Annotated in this window: 5 protein-coding genes; 2 read left to right on the top strand and 3 right to left on the bottom strand. The window is 46.7% G+C overall.

Features of this window, described 5'->3' with window-relative positions; all coding sequences use genetic code 11:
- Window positions 1-106 precede the first annotated feature (106 nt).
- Window positions 107-310, bottom strand: a complete 204-nt coding sequence (locus tag V6C93_RS04260) for a hypothetical protein (protein WP_333475407.1) — start codon at window positions 308-310, stop codon at window positions 107-109.
- Between the two features lie 337 nt (window positions 311-647).
- A complete protein-coding gene (locus V6C93_RS04255; protein WP_333475406.1) occupies window positions 648-1,511 on the bottom strand; it encodes a hypothetical protein in 864 nt (287 codons plus the stop codon).
- A gap of 902 nt (window positions 1,512-2,413) precedes the next feature.
- Here V6C93_RS04255 and V6C93_RS04250 point away from each other — a divergent pair.
- Together V6C93_RS04250 and V6C93_RS04245 are read left to right on the top strand one after the other, a co-directional pair.
- Window positions 2,414-2,623 carry a hypothetical protein gene (locus V6C93_RS04250; protein WP_333475405.1) on the top strand — a complete coding sequence of 70 codons (210 nt, stop codon included), beginning with the start codon at window positions 2,414-2,416 and terminating at the stop codon, window positions 2,621-2,623.
- A gap of 16 nt (window positions 2,624-2,639) precedes the next feature.
- The gene (locus V6C93_RS04245; RefSeq protein WP_333475404.1) at window positions 2,640-2,927 is read left to right on the top strand and encodes a hypothetical protein; all 288 of its coding nucleotides are present in this window, start codon (window positions 2,640-2,642) and stop codon (window positions 2,925-2,927) included.
- 139 nt (window positions 2,928-3,066) lie between these two features.
- Here the strand turns inward: V6C93_RS04245 and V6C93_RS04240 are convergent, their stop codons facing one another.
- Window positions 3,067-3,426: a hypothetical protein gene (locus V6C93_RS04240; protein WP_333475403.1), complete on the bottom strand. Its 360-nt coding sequence runs from the start codon at window positions 3,424-3,426 to the stop codon at window positions 3,067-3,069.
- Window positions 3,427-3,477: the final 51 nt, after the last annotated feature.

Below are 3,477 nucleotides of genomic sequence, written 5' to 3'. Positions count from 1 at the left end.
TTGTTAGCGGTTTCGGTAATTTCGTAAGACATGATGGAAGCCTTTTTTACTAGGTGGATTCAGGGAAAAAGCGAGGGGCTGACCAAGGAAGTTTTTCGGAGGAGTTTTACGAGCTGTAGCTGCTGCTGCTGCAATCGGAGTCGTAAGACTTGTGAGATTCGTAATGTTCGTGGCACTCGTGATGCTTTTTGTGGTGATGTTTGCGGTGTTCGTGGTGGTAGTCGCCGCAACCTCCAGCTACTGCCTCTAACTCCAAATCAGACAATTCTAGGTCGGTATTGTTAGCGGTTTCGGTAATTTCGTAAGACATGATGGAAGCCTTTTTTACTAAGTTGATTAAGGGGAGAAGCGAGGTGTTTTTTCGTCGCTTGCTTGCTTGATGTAACTACTATAGAAAGCTTGAAAGGGCTTGCCAATATAGAAATTATGAGTAAACTTCAGGAGTTAAATTGGGGAGAAAATTCAGAAAAGTTCAGTTCACGCCGGGGAGAACGTCAAGACGAGGGCAGGGCAGGGGGAAACATCCTGAATTTGGTCTGAAGCGATTTGAGTGGGAGGAAGGGCACTCACGAGAACAAGCCCCTACTAGGATGTAGCTAGTAGAGGCTTGACACGGTACACCGCGCTGTACTCAGAAAACTGGGAGCTTAGGCGTGGGCAGCGACCGCCCGGAGCGCCTCCACCTTGACGCCTTGCGGATTCACCAGGAGCACACTGGCATTGCAGTAGTACCCAATCTGGATATCCTGCGTGATGGTTATGGAGTTGGAAATACCTGCCGCAGCCATAACGCCGTCAATCGGTAGGGCCCAGAAGTGGTGGCCCTTGTACGTCCCCCCGTAGTTAATGGCCGTATCGCCGATCAGATACGCCCTATATACCACCCGGATCTTCATCGTGCCTCGGATCGAGCTGAGCTGTGCCTCTACCGATTGGCCGGGCTGAAGTAGGACTGTGACACCCTGCGTGGAACCGACCGTGACCGTCTTACTTTGCGAACCGCCCACCCCAAAACTCTCGCTGAAGCCCCACTCGACTGAGCTACCGGCTTGACCAAGCCCCTCGAACCCTACATTGAAACTAACGGTTTCTTTGAAGCTTATGGTACTCGTTTGAGACCAATTGCTCGATTCGGTATTGGAGATCTGGGTGCTGACACTAGCGTTGAAATTCCCCGCAACGCTGCTTTGGTTCTTAAAGTCGTTGCGGGCAATGATTTCAGGGGTCGCTGTGATTCCCGTGATGGTTGCGCTTTCCAGCACTAGCACGGTCTGAACCTGCGGCCAACCGTAGGTTCTATAGAGGTCGCCCCAGGGGGTGTCGCTGTGCAGGTAAGCGTCGTCCGGATTTTTGCCGAAATACTTCCCGACAGCATTCTTCAGGGGTCCATCTGTAATTCCGAAGGCATTGCGTTCCTCGTCGGTGATGATGTGTTGGACGCTTCCATAAGCGCTCACACTGGAACTTGCGGCGTCTGGGCCAGCTTTAACTATGATAGAAAATCCACTCATGTTCTTTGTTTTTTCCTCGTCTTGGAATATGTCTATTCTGTAAAAGTAGTAAAAGATTTACATTACCCGATGAGGGTACTCTTCTTTTTTGAAGGAAATAGGAGATGAAATGGAGGATTTCTTACCAAGAAAAGCTGAAAACATAGAATGAGTTAACACAAAGAAATTCAATATATGTGACAAAGATTAGGATAAAAATGTGAGCTAATTCGCAAAAACCTGTGAGATTGATCACAGCCATTACTGCATCACCTACTGGGATGAAGTGCTAGAAATTGCGTTGAGTGAGTTTTTGCCAGAACTTGACCTATCTCTACTGGAACAATGTGCCCTGATTTCAAACCCAATTCAGCCAATTGACTAAGTTTGAACAAGGCATCGATTGACCCCACGCATCCAATCCTCTTTCTCACATCCTTATCTCAGCACCATGAGAGTCAAGGGATGAACGGGAGAGGGGGAAAAGCCACAGTGCTCCATATAGAATTGTTTTGCCTCTTTATCCAGGGCGTGAACCAGAATCGCTCTAATCCCCGCCATCTCTGACGCTTGTCAAGTACGCATCACGGCATCCTCTCCTCTTCCTTTACCGATTCCTTTGTTTTGGGTGTGCCATTCATCCGAGGTTTATTTAGCAGTATTAAAGGCTTAAATTTTATCTCGTGTAGAATTTGCCAATTAATACGAAAAAAGAGAAAAATTAATTTATGGTTTTATATGTTAAGTTTAGAGAGTAAATAAATACTTTTAAGTCCCAGATTGTTAAGGCAAGAAATTGTCAAATAGAATTAATAGATAAACAGCGACAACGATTGACAAGAATTGATAGCCCAACCGACAAGCGGATTCTTTTCTTGGCACCCACTTTTTCGCCAATATGCAGCAGGAGAATAGGATTTTCAATGAAAAGCCAAACCAAAATTATCAAAGAAATCTTTGGAAATCCTGACAAAGATGGCTATTACAGTGGGGCTTATATTTTTAGTGACGGCACAGCCGAGTTTGTCTGTGGGTACGAAGCCCCTACAGGCCAGATCAATGGCAGCGAAGAGTACTGTAACGTGATGCCAGCGACTCCTCAACAGGTCTATGCCAGATATGGAAAACCTTAAGACGGCTCATGAGTAAATGACTTTTCAAGAAATAGTGGACTTGCTTACAGAAAAGAGAGTGATTCGGATTTTGGGCTGCTCTACCAGAGTCTTTTACAACAAGCTGAGGGATTTTCCAGCCCCCAAATCACGAGAGGACTGGGCGGCGATTGAGGATATCAGTGTTAGGGTGGGGATACACCGAGAAGACCTGGTAAGCCTGCTAGAAATTTTTCAGACGAAAAAAGCTGCCCTAGATCGAGCTGAGCGGGACGAGAAAGAACAGAAGAGATCGCTTGCTAGAAGAATGAGAATGGGCTATTAACTCTTGCTATATCTGCTAGGGTTGCACAGAAGCTGGGCGGTTGAAACCGCAGCTACAAAAAACAAAACCTGCCGGGAGCAGGTTTCAGAAGCATAGTACATTTCAGCTCTCTCCGTGAGAAGAAGGGTCAAATAAGTTACTAATCAGTTTCTCCTGGTTCGCCGTCGTCCTCACTAGCTTCTTGTTGCTGCTCCTCGTACAACTTCAGCAACTGTTCGCGCCTTTGTTTCACCTTTTTGATTTGCAACTCGTAATAAGCCAACTGCTCGTCTGCTTCCTCAATCAGTTGGCGTAAGATTCCCCCAAACGCTGTTCCTCTGGGGCTGCAACTGGAATCAGACCACGACCGATTTTCTCCACCAGTTCTGACCGAGAGATTTTCCTGTACCGCGCCATCTTGTCCAAACCCTCGATGCTTGTAGGAGTCAGAGAGAAGTGCGCGTCCTTCTTGATTTCTCCGTACTCTGAGTGCTTGGCTTTTGGCATCTTTTTCGGTCATGAGGAACATCCTGTCTAGGATAGCAAGATTAACTTTACAGTTTTAGCGCCA

Origin of the sequence: Allocoleopsis sp. (genome assembly GCF_036703385.1) — a bacterium.
Classification (GTDB): domain Bacteria; phylum Cyanobacteriota; class Cyanobacteriia; order Cyanobacteriales; family Coleofasciculaceae; genus Allocoleopsis.
Note: the sequence above shows the minus strand (reverse complement) of the source record. Positions and strands in the feature narration are given on the sequence as shown.